We start from the raw sequence: 16,983 nt of genomic DNA on the forward strand, positions 1-16,983 counted from the left end.
AACCGCCTGGAAAGTGATTATGTTATTGTTATCGGGCTTTCTGGCACTAGTTTATTTCGAAAAAACGCCTTTCGCAATCAAATAGGGAATGAGCAGCCAGAGCAGGCCTTTGATGAGGAAGAAGAGAAAACCCAGCCAGCCGACGCGCTTGAGCCATATTTTAAAACGGTTGTTCATGGTGTGGCTTATTCGTTAGATCAATCCCGGTGTTGAACCCGTCAGTTCTGAAAGAAATAATTCATCAAAGTTAGCCATCTGCCGGTTTATTTAAAGCCGTCTGCTGCTTTTTGCTTTTCTTCCGGCGTCCGGTCTTTTTTCAGCCTCGCGGATGGGCATATTTTAAATTCTTTTAATTATAGATTTCACCCACAAAATACCATCTGTGTTAAAATAACACTACATTTGGTACAATTAAAGTTAGTCCTTGACGGTCATCATCCATTGGAACGCTTTACTGCCGCTGATTATAAAACCCTTGCACCCCAGGAACTATGGCAACGCTTCAAAGCCGGTGACGAACTGGCTTTCGGCGAACTGGCCCAGGTGCATTACCGCAGTTTGTATAACTACGGTTTGCGGCTCACGACGGATTCTGAACTGGTTTGGGATACCATTCAGGATTTGCTGCTGGAATTGTGGGATCACCGAACGACCGTCGGCGATGCGGTATTTGTCAAAACGTATTTACTGAAAGCCCTCCGGTATAAACTTTTAAAAGTTCTTCCCCAAAATCTGGCTGTTCACCTCGACGAATCGGAGCCAGCTCAACTGCCCTTTTCCGACTCCATCGAACAGCAGATTATTGACGACGAAAACCAGACGGAACAAACCCGCCTGTTGCACCAGCTCATGGCGTCGCTCTCCAAACGCCAGCAGGAAGTGTTGTATCTGCGGTTTTACCAGAATCTGGAAAATCACGAAATCGCCCAGATCATGGGCCTGGAGCGGCAAAGCGTGGCCAATCTGCTTCATCGAACCTTCAAAGAACTCCGCCACCAATGGTCGTCCAGTCTGTTGCTGGTTTTTCTGGAAATGGTCCGATTAGCGTAAATCCCGACCCTCTTCTGGCCCCGCCGGGGCCACCTGTTTATAGCAATCCTATGGGTTGGGACACCAAGCTCCAGCGGAGCGTCCTGGCCTGTTCGTAGAACGCTCCGCTGGAGCTTGGAAACGTTGCGAACGGCCCAAATGCTATTAACAGCAAACCCCGCCGGGGTAAGATGAACAGCCTTCTTCGCGTATTTCAATCTGATTGAAGCCACTTTTGAATTTTCTCCAAAAAAAATATCCTCTTTTTGAGTATTGCCCCACCAAATCCGGCACTATAGAAGCAGAAGCCCTAGAATACTATTTACTCAATGATTAATTATAGAACGTACGAAGCTGAAGACTTCCTGTTCGATGAGTCATTCCGACAGTGGACGGCGGAGGGTTCTCCGCAAGCCGCCGTTTTCTGGAATCGGTGGCTGGCTCAGAATCCGGATCGCGCCGATGTGGTTCGGCAGGCCCGGGAGCTGGTTCGGGCTTTGGACGACCATTACCGCGACGATGCTTCCGACGACCGGTTGACGCATGAACTGACGAAGTTGATGAACAAAGCCGTCGAACACCGGGATGCCGAGTCGGAGGCACCGGTGCTGCCGCTCAATCGGCGATCCTGGTGGCGCTGGGCAGCAGCGGCTTCGGTGCTGCTGGTTGGCATCAGTACGTGGCTTTACCTGAATCGCGTTCCCAAACCAGCGCCGGATCCGTACGAATACCTGACGAAAACCGTACCGATACCGCTTCAGGAAAAAGTCAATACCGGTCCGAAAGCGATCAATATTCTGCTGAGTGATGGCAGCGTGGTCACGCTGAATCCCAACAGCCGATTGAGTTATCCGAATCATTTCGACGCCACTACACGCACGGTTTACCTCAGTGGTGAAGCCTTCTTCGACGTGATGAAGAATCCGGCCAAACCGTTTTTAATCTATGCCAACAAAACCGTTACCAAAGTACTGGGGACCAGCTTTTTAGTGCGGGCTTACAGGGGCGAAAAAGACGTAACAGTGATGGTAAAAACCGGGCGGGTTTCGGTGTATTCGCAGAAGGATTATGAACTGGCGCAGCAATCCGGTCTCCGGCGCGTCGAGGGCGTGGTCTTGACCCCAAACCAGCAGATGACGTATACCCTGGAAGATAATAAGCTGGTGAAGGCGCTGGTTGAAAAACCGGCGGCTCTGATTGCCAACCGGCCCAGCCGCGAGCAGGTTTTTGAGGACGCTCCCGTTGCCAAAGTGTTTTCGAGTATCGAGCGAACCTACGGAATCAAACTGCTTTTTGACGAAGAAGCGTTGGCGGCCTGTCTGGTAAACGTGACGTTTAACGAAGAGAATTTACTGGAGCGGCTGGATGTCATTTGTCAGATTATCGGGGCTTCGTATGAGATGCTGGACGGGCAGATTGTCATTACCAGCAAAGGATGCCATTGAACTTATTCCTAAACCCTATACATTTTTGTACCATCTCGACCCTTAATCCCCTCGCCTATGCCTGATTAACCCGTGCAATACAAAAAAAGGTCAATGATGGTACCAGCATCACTGACCCTACAAAACCCTTTTTAAGCAACCTCATCCAGGATGAAGAAGGGTATTTTTTGTCTATTCGTAACCCCAAACAGCCAAAAAACAACCAAAAGTATGAAAAAACTTCGACAACCGCTTAGCCTGTTGCGTAGCTTTATGAAATTGACTTTCTACCAGTTACTCCTGGCCGCGCTGTTCACCGGACTGGCCTTTGCCCGCCCGGTTGAAGCGCAGCGAATCATGGATCAGCGCATTACGATCCAGGCCACCAACCAGCCCATGAAGACGGTTTTGAGCCAGCTCGGAAAAGAGGCCGACGTTCGCTTTGCCTACCGCTCGGCCCTGGTGCAGTTGAATCAGCGCGTATCGTTCAACGCCACTAACCAACCGCTGAGCGAAATACTGGATAAATTACTGAAACCGCTCAGTTTGACCTACTACGTAAAAGGTCGCCAGATTATTCTCAATCTGGAACCGCTGCCCATTCCGTCGGCGGAAGAGGTGTTGCGCAACAACGACGCAGCCGCTGTTGACCAAACGATAGCGGGAACGGTTTCTGACGAAGCCGGTGTTCGTCTTCCGGGAGTGAGTGTGGTGGTAAAAGGCACCACGCGCGGTACGACCACGGACGGCAATGGTCAATACCGCCTGAACCTGCTTACGGGCGACGCCATTCTGGTGTTCAGTTTTGTCGGGTATACGTCCCAGGAAATTACGGTGGGTAACCGGACGGAGATAAACGTCAGCTTATTGACCGATACCAAAAACCTCAGCGAAGTGGTCGTGGTCGGGTACGGCACGCAGAAACGGTCGGACCTGACGGGCTCGGTATCGTCCGTCAAAGCGCAGGAAATCAAAAACCTTCCCGTTCGCAGCGTCAATGAAGCCTTGCAGGGCCGGGCGGCCGGGGTGCAGGTAACGCGTCCGGACGGCACACCGGGTGGAAGCTCCGATATCGTCATCCGCGGTATTGGCTCCATCGGCGGCATGTCGCCCCTCTATATTGTGGATGGAATCCGGATGGGCGCGGGCAACAACTTCAACCTGCAGGATGTCGAGTCCATCGAAGTGTTGAAGGATGCCAGTGCAGCCGCCATTTACGGAGCCCAGGCTGCGGGGGGCGTCGTGCTGGTAACCACCAAGCGGGGAACCCAGATGGACAAAATGAGCATCAACTTCAACGCGTACTACGGCGTTCGTCAGCCCCGGAATCTGTACAAAATGCTGAATACGGCGGATTATATCAAAGCCAAACAGGCTTTTGGGGTCAATACGAGCGGATATGGCGATCCGGCCACCTTACCCAATACCGACTGGGTCGACGAAGTTTTCCAGAACGGCAAAGAGCAGAGCTATTCGCTTTCGCTGGCGGGCGCATCGGCCAAAGCCAACTATTATTTGTCGGCCAATTACCAGCGCGAAGGCGGTACCATCATCGACAACTCGTTTGAACGGTACGGTATTCGCTCCAATGCGGATTTCAAGATCAACAAACGCCTGAAGATCGGCGAAACGCTGTTTGCCTGGAAAACCAGTACGAATCCCGTTCAAAGCACCACGTTTCCCTTCCGCTCGGCACCCCTGGTGGCGGTTCGGGACGAAACGAATCCGTTCGGTGGCTGGGCCAAAACCGGTTCGTTTTTCACCGGTCCAAACCTGGTTGGCTGGGAAAATATTCACCACCGGCTGGAAGATACGTATGCGCTCGAAGGAAATTTATATGCCGATTGGGAAATCACGAAAGGGTTAAACTTCCGCTCGACCTTCGGGGCGTCGATCTACAGCCGCCGGAACTATCTGTTCCGGGAAGCGCATGATTTTGGCGTTGTTAAAAACACCCTCGCCTACTTAACCCGGACGCAGGAAAATCAGCGCAACCTGACGGCCAACTTCGTATTGACCTACGACAAAGCCATTGGTCAGCACGAATTCAAGGCGATGGCGGGTTACGAAGCCTTTCAACAGGATTTGAGCAATTTAACGGCCGAAGCGCAGGGCTTTCAGATTATTACCTATAACCTGGGCCTGAGCACCGACCCCAGCACCTACCGCGCCAGCGGTGGCGAATACCCGCAAACCCGGCTTTTGTCACAGTTCGGCCGGATCAATTACACCTACGCTGGCAAATACCTGTTTACGGCCAACATCCGCCGGGACGGTTCCGACCGGTTTGGTCCCGCCAACCGCTGGGGTGTATTCCCGTCGTTTTCGGTAGGCTGGCGGGTAACCGAAGAAGCGTTTATGCGGAATATTCCGGCCGTTTCGAATCTTAAAATCCGGGGAAGTTATGGCAAACTCGGAAGCACCAGCAACATTCCGCAGTTTACCTATCAGGCGTCTTACGGCGGTACGGGCGGCACCAACATTCAGGGATTACCGGACGGCAGCCGTTCTAAAGGATACGCCCTGACCGCCCAGTTGCCCAACGAAAACATCAAGTGGGAAGAGGTGAACCAGGCCGATATTGGGGCCGACATCGGGCTGTTCAATAACCGCCTGAATCTGGTCATCGACTGGTATAGCCGCCAGACCCAGGATATGATTTATCAGGTGCCGGTTCCCAATTCAGCGGGTTTTGCGGGTTCCAAAGTGTACACCAACATCGGGCAGATGAGCAACAAGGGGCTTGAAATAGCCGTTGACTACCGGGGCAAAAAAGGCGCTTTCACCTACAGCATTGCCGCCAATGCGGCCTTCAACAAGAACCTGGTGAAGCAGTTGAGTGGCACCAACAACAACCCGATCAACGACGGAACGGGCGGTGATTACCTGGAAAGCACCATCGCCCGCACGCAGGCCGGATACGCCATGAGTCAGTATTACGGCTACATCACGGAAGGCATTTTCCAGAGCGATGCGGAAGTAACGACACTCAACCAGCAGGCGCAGGAAAAAGCCGCAGCCGCCGGAAAGCCCACAACGGGCGTATTTTACCAGGCTGCCGGAACCGGCGCGGGTGACCTCAAATTCAGAGATACCAACGGTGACGGCCGCATCACGATCGACGACAAAACCTACATCGGAACTCCCTGGCCAAAAATGACGTACGGCCTGACGCTGAATCTGGGCTGGAAAGGCATCGACATTTCGGCCTTGTTTCAGGGTGTGCAGGGATTGGATATTTACAACGCCAACCGGTATTACACGCAGTTTTTCGTGGGGGATTACAACACCACCAACGACATTTTCCAGACGTCTTTCTTCAACGGAAACGGCCTGACCGACCGGCCACGCGTGGGCTACAAGGATGCGTCCGGCAACTACATCCGCGACCCGAACTCCAACTACACTCGCATCTCGGATTATTTCGTGGAAAACGGAGCTTATCTGAAACTGCGTAACCTGCAAATTGGCTACACGCTGCCGACGGCGATTACCAGCAAGATCAAAATGGGCAGCCTTCGCATCTACCTCCAGGGGCAAAACCTGATGACGCTGACCAAGTACAAGGGCATGGACCCGGAAGTGCTGGGCCGGAACGGAACAACCGGACGCGGAATCGACGCGATTTATTCCTACCCGCGCACCACACTGATGTCGATGGGAATCGATGCCACTTTCTAATTCACCAGATCTTACTCAGTTGATACAACTATGTTTCATACGATGAAGCCATTTCTGAAAATTACCCTCTTTATGGCCTTGCTCGGTCTGGCCGGCTGTAAAGAAGATTTTATCGATGTGACCAATCCCGGTGCGCTTTCCACCAACAATTACCCCGGTACGGTGACGGATCTGGAGCAGTTGCTGACGGGCGTCTACGGTACGCAGCATACGCCGGGCCTTTTCGGCCACAATATTTACGGCAAAGGTTTTTACATGTGGGATCATACCACTGATTTGAGCTGGCAGGGAACACCCACCTGGATTCAACTCGGTCAGAACAACTCGCAGCCCAACGACGGTTTTCTGTCGGAAACCTGGCGGGATACCTGGAAAGGGGTTCAGCGGGCGAATACACTGCTGGTCAACATCGAAAAATACCGTCCGAAAGCAACGCTGGAATCCGATAAAGTGGCGATTGACCTCATGAAAGGTCAGGCACTTTTCCTCCGCGCCTGGTATTATCAGTATCTGATTACGATCTGGGGTGAAGCCTTCATCATCAACGGCCAGGGCGGTGATAAAATGGGGGTTCCTATCATCACCGAAGCATCCACTAGCCTTGACCAAACGCAGGTGGAACGGGCCACCGTAAAGCAGGTCTGGGATTTTATCATCAGCGATTTGAAATCGGCGGAAACCCTGCTGGCGGGTAAAACCTGGACAGGTGCCAACGACAAGCACAAGATCAGCGGCTGGGCGGTAAAAGCCGCTCTGGGTAAAGCGTATGTGTATACGCAGGACTGGAACAACGCCAAAACCTCGCTGGCGGATGTGATCAACAACAGCGGCAAGTCGCTCGTTGCGTTCGATGTGTACAAGAACATGTTCAACGGCAAAAACGAATTCAATTCCGAATCGCTGCTGGAAATGAATCTGAACGTGGATTTGACCGCCCGCGGCAACACGGAAACGTCGATGGGATCGAGCATCGGGATGGTTTTGGCCCCAACGTATGTGGGCGATAACAACCTGCCGGCGGCTTCGGCCTGGTCGAACGTGTTTCCGCACGCCAAAAACCTCGCCCGCTTCGGCTTCAATGAGGGACATTACTTCAAACCGGGAACCACCCAACCGCTGGCCACCAACGTCGATCCGGCCTACATCACCCGATCCGTTCAGGCCCGTCAGAACAAAACCGTCGATCCGCGTTTGTGGGTTTCCTGCTGGCAGCCGTACGTGGACAGCATGGTGGTCAACGGCAAAAAACGGCCTATTTCGCACTTTCTCGACATCAGTGAAATGGATATGGAAGCCTGGAGCTTCCGCAAATACCTCAGCATCGATGCCACGGAAACCGAACTCAATATGGCCAATGGCAACAACATCCTGCTGCTGCGGTTAGCCGATGTCTACCTGCTGTATGCCGAAACGCTCACCCATACCGGCGATAATGCCACGGCGCTGGAATACATCAACAAGGTGAAACGGCGGGCGTACGGGTATCCGGTCAATGCCGCATCGCCGGTCGATTACAAAAGCCTGACCGATGCCACTAAAGCGCCCGACGCCGTGCTCAAAGCCGACCCGCTCAAGTATGAACGCTGGGCGGAATTGTTCGGCGAAGGTCACTGGTGGATCGATGTCCGGCGCTGGCAGCTGGGTCCACAGGAAGCGGCTTATTACCAGCGGATTCGGGGCGGCACCATTCAATGGGAAGCCACCGATTATGCGCAGCCCATTCCCATCGACGAAATCAATTCGAACGTCAAGATGAAGCAGAATCCGGGGTATTGATCAATTCATTCAACCCAAAATGTCTATTGTGCAGCTAAATCACCCCGGAGGGGTGTCCTGTTAATAGCATAGCGGATCGATCAATCGTTTTAAGCTCCGGAGGAGCGTCCTGAAATCCCAAACCGCTATCTAGGACGCTCCTCCGGAGCTTGCATATAAATCATAATTCGGATGGCTATTAACAGGACATCCCTCCGGGGTGATTCGGCTGCACAATAGAATCTATTGGGGTTAGTTTTTCGTATGAAAAAAATCGTTGTTTTTATCGGCATTCTCCTCGGTTTGGCCAGCGCCACTCTCCTGCCGCCCTTCCCGCAGACGGAAATTACCAACGGGATTATTCGGGCAAAACTCTATCTGCCGGATTCGGTCAGCGGGTATTACCAGGGCGTCCGGTTCGACTGGTCGGGCGTGATTGCCAGCCTCGATTACAAAGACCATTCGTATTTCGGTCAGTGGTTTGAGAAAAACGATCCGAAAGGGCACGACGCCATCAGCGGCCCGGTCGAAGAATTCACGCCCATCGGGTACGACGAAGCCAAACCGGGTGGCGATTTCCTGAAGATTGGCGTCGGCTCGCTGCGAAAATCGAAGGAGGCACCGTATCGTTTTGCCACACCGTATGCCATTGTCAATCCCGGAAAACGGACTGTCAAAACCGGTCGCGATGCGGTGGTTTTCACGCACGAACTGAGCGATGCCGCCGGGTATTCGTATGTTTACCAGAAAACCGTCAAACTTCTAAAGGGAAAACCGGTACTCGTTCTGGAACACAGTTTGAAAAATACCGGACCGAAAACCATCGAAACGACGGTGTATGATCACAACTTCTTCATGCTGGACCACCAGCCCACCGGCCCGGATGTTTCGGTTACCTTTCCTTTCGATTTACAAATAAAACCCACGCGGGGCATCGGCACCTTCGCTACGATTCAGGGCAACCGGTTTGTGTATCTGAACGAATTGCCCAAAGGCGAAAGTACCCACTGTTACCTGACCGGTTTTGGCGACTCGGCGAAAGACTATGATTTTCGCGTTGAAAACCGCAAAACCGGCGCTGGTGTCCGCGTCGTTGGTGATCAGCCCATCGTGCAACTGGCGTTCTGGTCCATCAACACAACGGTTTGCCCCGAACCGTATATTCAGATAAAAGCCGAACCGGGACAGACGTTCAGGTGGAAAATTTCGTACGACTATTACACCCTACCTAAAACCGCATCGACTCGCTAATTCATCCTTTTCTATTCCGGATACAATCATGAAGTATGCGCTGCAATTCATCGTGCTGGGGCTGCTGGTTTGGGGAATTTCCGCCATCGCTCCGAATCAGAAAGGCGGAGGGAACAACCCACCGGCGGGCCAGGACTGGCCTTCCTACGGGGGCAACAAAGCCGGAAACCGCTACTCGCCCCTCAACCAGATCAACCTTCAAAACGTAAAAAACCTGAAAGTAGCCTGGACGTTCGACGCAGCGGGTGCCGATGGTAAAGCCGGTCGACCGCTGGAAATTCAATGCCAGCCTATTATGGTCAACGGAATTCTCTACGGGCTTACGCCAATGTTGAAGCTTTTTGCCGTTCATGCCGGAACGGGCGAACAGCGTTGGATTTTCGATCCGTTTAAGAACAAATCACCCCGGTTCAACCAGAGCCGGGGCGTTATGTACTGGGAAAGCCGCGACGGCGGACCGGGCACCGACAAACGCATTCTGTATTCCGCCGGTTCAACGCTTTATGCCCTCGACGCACTGACGGGCGAACCCGTTGCCGGTTTTGGCAAAAACGGCGAAGTCGATCTGCGGCTGGGGCTGGAAGACGAATCGAAGCGGGATCTGAGCAAACTGTCGGTGACCTCCACCACGCCGGGCGTCATCTACAAAGACGTTCTGGTGCTGGGTTCGGCGGTTTCGGAACAGGGCGATGCGGCACCGGGCCACGTTCGGGGTTTCGACATCCGGACCGGAAAGGTGTTGTGGGTCTTTCACACGATTCCGCAACCGGGCGAAAAAGGCTACGAAACCTGGCCCAAAGATGCCTACAAACGCATTGGCGGTGCTAACAACTGGGCTGGTATGGTCCTCGACGAAAAGCGGGGAATGGTTTATTTCGGAACCGGTTCGCCTTCCGTAGATTTCTACGGCGGTATTCGGGCCGGACAAAATCTGTATTCCGATTGCATTCTGGCGCTGAATGCCGAAACCGGCAAAATGCAGTGGTTTTACCAGACGATTCACCACGATTTGTGGGACCGCGATCTGCCCTGTCCGCCCAATCTGGTGACGGTGAAGCACCACGGAAAAACCGTCGACGCCGTGGCCCAAACCACCAAAGATGGTCTGGTGTATGTGCTCAATCGCGATACCGGCGAATCGCTTTTCCCGGTGGAAGAACGAAACGTGCCGACCTCGCCCGCGCTGCCCGGCGAAGTTCCCTGGCCGACGCAGAAGTTCCCGCTAAAACCCGCACCCTTTGCCCGGCAGGTGTTTACGGAAGCCGACATCACCGACCTCACACCCGAAGCGCACGCCTTTGTGAAAGAACGGTTTTCGAAAACCCGCTCCGGCGACAAGTTCATGCCCCCCAGTTTGGAAGGAACGCTGTTTTTCGGAATCGGTGGCGGAGCAGAATGGGGCGGAAACGCCAGCGATCCGCAGGGTATTCTGTACCAGAACTCGAACGAAATGGTTTGGGATTTGAGGATGGCGGACCTGGCGGCCCGAAACGCCGAAATTGCCTCGAAAGGAAAAACGCTGTATCAGGCCAATTGCGCGGCCTGTCACGGGCCCGACCGGAAAGGCAGCGGCCAGGAATACCCCAGCCTGGTCGACATTGGCAAGCGGCTTTCGCCCCCCGAAATCAACGCCGTGCTGAAATCCGGCCGGGGCCGGATGCCGTCGTTTCAGCACATTTCCGATCAGGACCGCTTTACGCTCGTCCGGTATTTGATGAATGCCGACACCAAACAAGCGGAACCCAAACCCGCCGAAAGTCAGGATCAGCACAACGCCCCGGTTTTGACCGCAACGGATGAAAAAGTAGATTTTCCGTACATCCCGCCTTACATCAATAATGGCTACACGCGGTTTTTCGACCCGAACGGGTATCCGGCCGTAAAACCGCCCTGGGGCACGCTCAACGCCATTGATCTGAATACCGGTGAGTATTTGTGGCGGGTTCCGCTGGGCGAATTTCCGGAGTTAACCAAAAAAGGCGTACCGATTACCGGCACCGAAAATTACGGCGGGCCAATCGTCACGGCGGGCGGCCTGGTCTTTATTGCCGCTACCAAAGACGAGCGAATCCGGGCTTTTGACAAAAAAACCGGCAAGGTAGTCTGGGAATACCAACTTCCGGCGGGCGGTTTTGCTACGCCGATCACATACCAGGTTGGTGGCAAACAATACGTCGTCATTGCCGCCGGTGGAGTTAAAAATGGTCACAAACCGGGCGGTTCGTACATTGCGTTTGCCTTGCCGTAAGACAGTTCATGGTTTAAAGTTTATGGTTTTTAAGTTCTGTCACTTAGCCATTTTTATCCTTATCCGGCTTCAACTGTAAACGCTAAACTTTAAACCATAAACTCATTCAAAGTTGCATCTAAACCTTTTTCTGATAAACATGGAAAAAAACGAAAACTTTGCCGAAATGAACAGCCGTCGCGAGACGTTGAAGAAAATAGGTTTTGGCTCGTCAGCCGGTTTGCTGGGTTTATTCGGGGGCATCTCCACCGCCGAAGCCCGCGAGCAGCAAGGGACGCCCTCGTACGCCAAAGCAATGGCTCCGGTCAAAATCAAATCGGTGAAAGCGATTGCCACCGCGCCCCAGGGATCGAACCTCATCGTGGTCAAAGTTGAAACCACCGAACCGGGTTTATACGGTCTGGGCTGCGCGACGTTTACACAACGGGCTGCGGTGGTGGTGGTCGCCATCAATACCTACCTGAATGAATTTTGTGTGGGAAAAGATGTGGATAACATCGAAGACATGTGGCAGGCGGCTTACGTCAGTTCCTACTGGCGCAACGGCCCGGTTTTGAACAACGCTCTTTCGGGGCTTGATCAGGCACTGTGGGACATCAAGGGCAAGCGCGCCAACATGCCCGTGTATCAGTTGCTGGGCGGAAAAGCGCGGTTTGCGATTCCGTGTTACACCCACGCGGGCGGCAACACCCCCGAAGCGGCCGCCGAAAGCGTGAAAAAGCTCATGGAAGACGGTTACAAATACATCCGGATTCAGCAGGGTGGCTACGGGGCCGTGGGAGCCAATACCGCACAGCCTGACTTCAAAGCCGCCGGTTTTGGGGGTCAAACCGACAACTACATGAACGAGCGGATGTACCTGAAATCCGTTCCCAAAATGTTTGAGTATGTTCGGAAACAATGCGGAGATGAGATCGAATTGCTGCATGACATCCACGAGCGGGTTCAGCCCATCGATGCCATCAACATGATCAAGCAGGTGGAGGAATACCGCCCGTTCTTCATCGAAGATCCCTTTTCGCCCGAAAACATGAAGTGGTTTGCGCAGCTTCGTCAGGCGACGTCGGTGCCAATTGCGATGGGCGAACTGTTCAACAACATCAATGAATTCAAAGAGCCGATGGTGAATCAGTGGTTCGATTTTATCCGGATTCACGTCTCACAGATCGGCGGTATTACGCCCGCCATGAAAGTAGCCCGACTGGGCGAATGGTTCAATATTCGGACAGCCTGGCACGGTCCGGGCGATGTGTCGCCGGTGGGTCACGCGGCTCACGCACACATCGACCTGGCAGTCTGGAACTTCGGTATTCAGGAAGCGGTGCAGTTTTCGGACAAAATGAAAGAAGTCTTCAGCGGCTGTCCGACAATGAATAAAGGGTATATGTCGGTGAACGAAGTGCCGGGTCTGGGTGTGGACATCAACGAAAAAGAAGCGGCCAAATACCCCATCGGTACCAAGTCGAACTGGCAGGTACGGAAAATTGACGGAACCATTATCCGGCCATAAAAGACCGGTAAGGAAGTCTAAATAGCTTTTCTTTGCAAGAATTTCTCTTTTTCAACGGGCCGCTTGAACCCCGGAGGGGTTTCATGTTAATAGCAGAATCGGCAAATTCTTCATGATGAGCTCCGGAGGAGCGTCCTTAATCCTAGGACGCTCCTCCGGAGCTTATGCGCCATTCATTGCAGCAATGGCTATTAACATGAAACCCCTCCGGGGTTTTGCCCAACCAGCCCGTTGAAAAACTGTAGGGCATTTCGTTTTCTGTCATGAAGAATTTCAAACCTTCCCCTAACCGCCGGGTATTTTAGTGATGAAGAAGCGGATATGGCTATTTAAAGGACTGGCGTTGTTGTTGCCGTTGCTGGCCCTGGCGCTGGCCGAAGGGCTGCTCCGGCTGTTCGGCTATGGCCATGATTACCGGTTATTCGTGGACGATCCGCAGCGCAAAGGCTATTTGATCATGAATCCGCACGCGTCGGAGCGGTATTTTACCGAAACCGAAAACGCCACCGTCGGTAATTTTGAGCCTTTCCGGCAAAAAAAGTCCGAGGGTACTTTCCGGATTTTTGTGCTGGGCGAATCGACTACGATTGGCTATCCGTATTTCCACAACGGGTCGTTCCATCGCTGGCTGCACTACCGGCTTTTGCACACGTTTCCAGGCCGCAATTTTGAAATTATCAACCTGTCGCTGACGGCGGTTAACTCCTACACGGTTTTCGGTTTTGGCAAGCAGCTAATTGAGTATGAGCCGGATGCGGTTTTGATTTACACCGGCCACAATGAATATTACGGCGCGATGGGCGTTGGTTCCACCAGTTCGCTGGGCGGTCATCCGGCCCTGGTGCGGCTGGTTCTGAAACTTCGCGAATTCCGGTTGATGCAGCTTCTGAACCGCACGCTGGCCGGGGTTCGCAAAATCGCGTCGGGCGGAACCGTTGATTTGCGCGAAAACCTGATGAAACGCATGGCCGCCGACCAGCAAATCCCGTACGGTTCGGACACGTATCAGACCGGAATTGACCAGTTCAAAACTAACCTCAACGACCTCTGCCAGCTCTTTTCGGAACGTCGCATTCCGGTCTTGATCAGCAATCTGGTCAGTAACGAAAAAGATTTGAAACCGTTCATCAGTGCGCCGGGTACTACCGAAAAATCGGCTCAATACCAGTATAGCCTTGCTAATCAAGCTTATACGAGTGGCCATTTTCGAGAAGCCAAGCAGCGGTTTAGTCGGGCGAAAGAGCTGGATTTGTTGCGGTTTCGGGCACCGGAAGCCATCAACCAGGTCATTCGGGCGTTGGCCGCCCACTACCCGAACGTGACGGAAGTGGACGCCAAAGCGGTTTTTGAACGGAATTCACCCAACGGGATTCTGGGCAAAGAAACCTTACTGGAACATGTTCACCCCAATTTGTACGGGTATGCGCTCCTGTCGGATGCATTTTACGAAGCCCTGAAAAAAAAGCGACTCATTGCCGCCGACTGGAAAAACGAAATTTCGTTCGATCAAGTACGAAAGCAGATGCCAATTACGCCGGTCGATTCGCTGAAAGGGGTGTTTGAAATGATGATTCTGAAGGAAGGCTGGCCTTTTAACGAACGGATGCCGCCGGAAGAAAAGCGGGCCAAAACCGTGGAAGAGCAACTGGCGGGGGCGTTGGTAGTAAAACAGATTTCCTGGCGCGACGCGATGGATCAACTGCTGGCGCATTACCAGAAAGTGAATAATCCACAGGGCGCGTTACGGGTCACCGAAGCCTTGTCGCTGGAATATCCGTATGAACCCGGTTTTTACGAACAGGCCGGGAAATTATCCCTGAATCTAAACCAGCATGAGCAGGCGGTCTGGTACCTGAAAAAAGCCTTTCAACTGGAGGAGACCTTTTCTACGGCGCAGAGCTTGTTTATTACACTCTTGAAACTGGATCGTCCGGACGAAGCACTGGTTTATCTGCGCTACGCAGCCGCCCACAACGAAACGAAGTTCAGCCTGAACGAGCTGCAAACCTTCGTCGAGCAGTTGGTTGCCGTCAAAAACCGGTATTTAACAGACACTACGAACGTGCTGATGAGCAATCAGTTAGCCGCCGGTTATTTGAAATTTGCCAATACCGCCGGGGCGGCTAAGTACGTGGCGAAATCGCTCCGAACCGACCCCCGGAATGCCGTGGCTCTGCAATTAAAATCCCAACTTCAGGCAATTAAAAACGAATCCGAGTGATGGAGTTTCTACGCGAATTCTGGCTTTTCATGCGCACCCGCAAGCGGTATTGGCTCTATCCGTTGCTGATTCTCCTGCTGCTCCTGAGTGCCTTGACGATTTTAACGACGGGTTCGGCGCTGGCTCCGTTTATTTATTCACTTTTCTAGTCCTATTACTGGTTGTCAACACTTTGATGAAGTGACATCTTAACACGCTGCTTTTCAGCGCCCTGCACAAATTCAAATTCGTATTTCCCCTGCGGAATCTGGAACGTCAGTTGCTGCATGCCTTCAGGACAGGTTTTGTTGTCGATTAGTTGGCGTACCTCCCGGCCTGATTCGTCAAAAACCGTCAGCACTACGGCCTGGGTGCCTTTTACGGCAAAATCCAGTACATACGCGCCCCGGTCGGGGTGTTTCCAGAGATCGACATACCCGGTCCGGAAGTCCGGGGCGTAGGCATAGAAACCGGTCGGATAAACCGGTTTTTTGACACCCATTTTGGTTAATCCCGTCCAGAGTTCCGGCGTTTTTTCACCCAGTTTCCAGAGCAGACCCGAGCGGTAATTTTCCATCATGACCACAATTGGACCCTGATCGATCGCCAGATATTGGTTGGAATACCAGTTCAATCCTTTGTTGTAGGCATCGTAAAAACCGTAAGGTCCAAAAAACCGGTTGCCTTCCCGCAAGTACAAATTACGCAGCACCTGCATCGAGTAATACGGCGTGTACGGAAATGAAGACAAGGCCGCCGTCGGGCTGATGGTACCGTTGTCGTTCGTTGGCGAATGGGCGTCGTAGAAATTATAGTCATCGCTGGCGGTCAGTCCCCAGTTGCCCGGCCCGTAGCCAAACATCGCCTGACGCGGTTGCAGACAGTGCGCCCGGTTGATGAGCGTGTGGTTCAGGTTCTGCTGCCAGTAGTTTGTCTGCTCATCCTGCATCAGCCGCGGATCGAGGCTCAAAAAGGAATAATGCGTGAAGAACAACGGCCCGCCCATCGGAAAACCCAGCGGCAGTTTATACCCGAAATACGTCTGCCCGTTGACGTAATGGTCGCCTTGTTTGTAGGTGTTCTGGTACACCTCCGGTTTGATGGCGTGGGTCGGCGAACCGAGCGCCAGCACGTAAGTAATGAACGTTTCGTCGTGCCCGCGAAGGGGATGATTCATTTTCCATTCGTGATTGGGCGACCAGTGCCAGAGCAGTTTGCCGTCGCGGACGTACCAGTCCCACTCCATGTCCCGCCAGAGTTTATCGATCCGTTGCCGCAGGTCTTTTTCGGCAGCGGTGTTGCCATCAAAATACGTCCGCGCGCTCAGCAGGCCGTTGATCAGAAAAGCCGTTTCGACCAGATCCCCGCCGTTGTCGTGTTCCGAAAACGGAATCACTTTCCCGGAATTGCCATCAAGCCAGTGCGGCCAGGCGCCGTGAAACCGGTCGGCTTTTTCGAGAAAACCGGTTATCTTCTGCAACTGCTGCACGGCCTGGTCGCGGGTTACCCAACGGCGGTCGGCGGCCACGATGATGGCCATAATACCAAAACCGCTGCCGCCCGTCGTCACGATGTTGGGCGTGGCGGTTCGCTCGGGAGCCAGTCCGGAAACCGGGTGCGCGAAATCCCAGAAATACTGAAAAGTTGCTTTCTGGACGGTTTCGAGGTACTCACTGTATTCGTTGGCAAGGGGAAGAAGGGTTTCTTTCGGAGACTGCGCCGAACAGGTGGCCAGCCAACTCAAAACCGGGAAAAAGAGAAAAAGTACTTTTAAAATTCTCATGCTTACAGAATTGGATGGGAACGCGGATTGAGCGGATACAACGGATTAACACAGATAAAAATCAGTTTTGATCCGTTCAATCCGTTCAATCCGCGTTCCCAT

General features: G+C 53.0%; 11 protein-coding genes. 9 read left to right on the top strand and 2 right to left on the bottom strand.

The features are described from left to right. Nucleotides 1–51 precede the first annotated feature (51 nt). Nucleotides 52–177, bottom strand: a complete 126-nt coding sequence (locus tag EHT87_RS31775; RefSeq protein ID WP_262707763.1) for a hypothetical protein — start codon at nt 175–177, stop codon at nt 52–54. A gap of 264 nt (nt 178–441) precedes the next feature. Between EHT87_RS31775 and EHT87_RS26605 the strand changes: the two genes are divergently transcribed. From EHT87_RS26605 to EHT87_RS31445, 9 genes are all read left to right on the top strand, one after another. Then, nucleotides 442–1,050 (top strand): RNA polymerase sigma factor, encoded by a 609-nt coding sequence (locus tag EHT87_RS26605; RefSeq protein WP_124909831.1) that lies wholly within the window; start codon nt 442–444, stop codon nt 1,048–1,050. Nucleotides 1,051–1,358: 308 nt separating this feature from the next. Then, nucleotides 1,359–2,474, top strand: coding sequence for a FecR family protein (locus EHT87_RS26610; protein ID WP_124909832.1), 1,116 nt, complete (start codon nt 1,359–1,361; stop codon nt 2,472–2,474). A gap of 210 nt (nt 2,475–2,684) precedes the next feature. Further along, on the top strand, nt 2,685–6,134 hold the full coding sequence (locus tag EHT87_RS26615; RefSeq protein WP_124909833.1) for a TonB-dependent receptor: 3,450 nt from the start codon (nt 2,685–2,687) through the stop codon (nt 6,132–6,134). A gap of 42 nt (nt 6,135–6,176) precedes the next feature. Continuing rightward, on the top strand, nt 6,177–7,910 hold the full coding sequence (locus tag EHT87_RS26620; RefSeq protein ID WP_124909834.1) for a RagB/SusD family nutrient uptake outer membrane protein: 1,734 nt from the start codon (nt 6,177–6,179) through the stop codon (nt 7,908–7,910). 243 nt (nt 7,911–8,153) lie between these two features. Beyond that, a complete protein-coding gene (locus EHT87_RS26625; protein WP_124909835.1) occupies nt 8,154–9,140 on the top strand; it encodes a hypothetical protein in 987 nt (328 codons plus the stop codon). Between the two features lie 28 nt (nt 9,141–9,168). Then, nucleotides 9,169–11,388, top strand: coding sequence for an outer membrane protein assembly factor BamB family protein (locus EHT87_RS26630; protein ID WP_124909836.1), 2,220 nt, complete (start codon nt 9,169–9,171; stop codon nt 11,386–11,388). Nucleotides 11,389–11,527: 139 nt separating this feature from the next. Beyond that, complete coding sequence (locus EHT87_RS26635; protein ID WP_374756042.1) at nt 11,528–12,898, top strand: enolase C-terminal domain-like protein; 1,371 nt, start codon at nt 11,528–11,530, stop codon at nt 12,896–12,898. A gap of 307 nt (nt 12,899–13,205) precedes the next feature. Continuing rightward, nucleotides 13,206–15,119 (top strand): GSCFA domain-containing protein, encoded by a 1,914-nt coding sequence (locus EHT87_RS26640; RefSeq protein WP_185716356.1) that lies wholly within the window; start codon nt 13,206–13,208, stop codon nt 15,117–15,119. After that, the gene (locus EHT87_RS31445) at nt 15,119–15,268 is read left to right on the top strand and encodes a DUF5989 family protein (protein ID WP_185716357.1); all 150 of its coding nucleotides are present in this window, start codon (nt 15,119–15,121) and stop codon (nt 15,266–15,268) included. Before EHT87_RS26640 ends, EHT87_RS31445 begins: the two co-directional genes overlap by 1 nt. A gap of 5 nt (nt 15,269–15,273) precedes the next feature. On the opposite strand, the gene EHT87_RS26645 is transcribed toward EHT87_RS31445, so the two are convergent. Then, nucleotides 15,274–16,881, bottom strand: coding sequence for a glucoamylase family protein (locus tag EHT87_RS26645; RefSeq protein ID WP_124909837.1), 1,608 nt, complete (start codon nt 16,879–16,881; stop codon nt 15,274–15,276). Nucleotides 16,882–16,983 lie beyond the last annotated feature (102 nt).

This window comes from Larkinella knui, assembly GCF_003858645.1.
GTDB classification, from domain to species: domain Bacteria; phylum Bacteroidota; class Bacteroidia; order Cytophagales; family Spirosomataceae; genus Larkinella; species Larkinella knui.

Coding starts and splice junctions, on each gene's coding strand:
- EHT87_RS26635 (WP_374756042.1), top strand. CDS start 11,528: ATGGAAAAAAACGAAAACTTTGCCGAAATGAACAGCCGTCGCGAGACG.
- EHT87_RS31775 (WP_262707763.1), bottom strand. CDS start 177: ATGAACAACCGTTTTAAAATATGGCTCAAGCGCGTCGGCTGGCTGGGT.
- EHT87_RS26630 (WP_124909836.1), top strand. CDS start 9,169: ATGAAGTATGCGCTGCAATTCATCGTGCTGGGGCTGCTGGTTTGGGGA.
- EHT87_RS26620 (WP_124909834.1), top strand. CDS start 6,177: ATGAAGCCATTTCTGAAAATTACCCTCTTTATGGCCTTGCTCGGTCTG.
- EHT87_RS26615 (WP_124909833.1), top strand. CDS start 2,685: ATGAAAAAACTTCGACAACCGCTTAGCCTGTTGCGTAGCTTTATGAAA.
- EHT87_RS31445 (WP_185716357.1), top strand. CDS start 15,119: ATGGAGTTTCTACGCGAATTCTGGCTTTTCATGCGCACCCGCAAGCGG.
- EHT87_RS26645 (WP_124909837.1), bottom strand. CDS start 16,881: ATGAGAATTTTAAAAGTACTTTTTCTCTTTTTCCCGGTTTTGAGTTGG.
- EHT87_RS26640 (WP_185716356.1), top strand. CDS start 13,206: ATGAAGAAGCGGATATGGCTATTTAAAGGACTGGCGTTGTTGTTGCCG.
- EHT87_RS26610 (WP_124909832.1), top strand. CDS start 1,359: ATGATTAATTATAGAACGTACGAAGCTGAAGACTTCCTGTTCGATGAG.
- EHT87_RS26625 (WP_124909835.1), top strand. CDS start 8,154: ATGAAAAAAATCGTTGTTTTTATCGGCATTCTCCTCGGTTTGGCCAGC.